Origin of the sequence: Pseudomonas sp. A-1 (assembly GCF_004801855.1) — a bacterium.
Lineage (GTDB): Bacteria > Pseudomonadota > Gammaproteobacteria > Pseudomonadales > Pseudomonadaceae > Geopseudomonas.
Map to the genome: position 1 here is coordinate 1 of NZ_SSTC01000223.1, position 896 is coordinate 896.

The following is an 896-nucleotide window of genomic DNA, read 5'->3' on the forward strand; positions in this document are numbered from 1 at the left end:
GCGCGGAAGCTCCAGAACAGGCTGAACACGTGGGGAATGGTGTCCCTGGCGGCCAGCCGGATCTGCTCGTCGCTGGCGTCGACCACGTTGGCGGTGTACTTCTTCAGCAGCAGGCCGTAGCCCAGATCGTTCTTCACCGCCTCGAAGGCGGCGATGGTCGCGCTGCTCTGGTCGCCCGCGCGCAGCTGCTCGAGCAGCGCGTAGGCGGTCATGCCGTTGCGGATGCGCGCCTCGTGCTCGACGATCAGGTCCTTGATGCCCTTGACCTCCTCGTCCAGCGAACGGGTGGCGATCAGGCCCAGCGCCCAGGGGATCTTCACCGCGTAGTCGGTGCGCATCTCCTCCTGGTTGGGCAGGCCGAACAGGGTGAAGCCGGCCGGCGCCGGGTGGGTTTCCCACTCGGCCTCGATGGCCGCCAGCTTGGTCTTCTGCACGTCGCCGATCTCGTAGCCGGACTCGTCGCCGAGGACGATCACCGAGAGGATCGAGGCCAGGCCGAAGGCCGAGGCGATGGCGAACGAGCGGCGGGCGAAGCCCAGGTCGCGCTTGTTCAGCAGGTACCAGCTGGAGATCGCCAGCACGAAGATCGCCCCGGTGACGTAGCCGGCCGCCACGGTGTGCACGAACTTGACCTGTGCCACCGGGTTGAAGATCAGCGCGCCGAAATCGACCAGCTCCATGCGCATGGTCTGGTAGTTGAACTCGGCGCCGACCGGGTTCTGCATCCAGCCGTTGGCGATCAGGATCCACAGCGCCGACAGGTTGGAGCCCAGCGCCACCAGCCAGGTCACCGCCAGGTGCTGCACCTTCGACAGCCGGTCCCAGCCGAAGAAGAACAGGCCGATGAAGGTGGACTCGAGGAAGAACGCCATCAGGCCTTCGATGGCCAGCGGCGC

Annotated in this window: 1 protein-coding gene; it reads right to left on the bottom strand. The window is 66.6% G+C overall.

Features of this window, described 5'->3' with window-relative positions:
* On the bottom strand, positions 1-896 hold an 896-nt coding region (locus tag E5198_RS21270), incomplete at both ends, for a cytochrome ubiquinol oxidase subunit I (protein ID WP_178084115.1).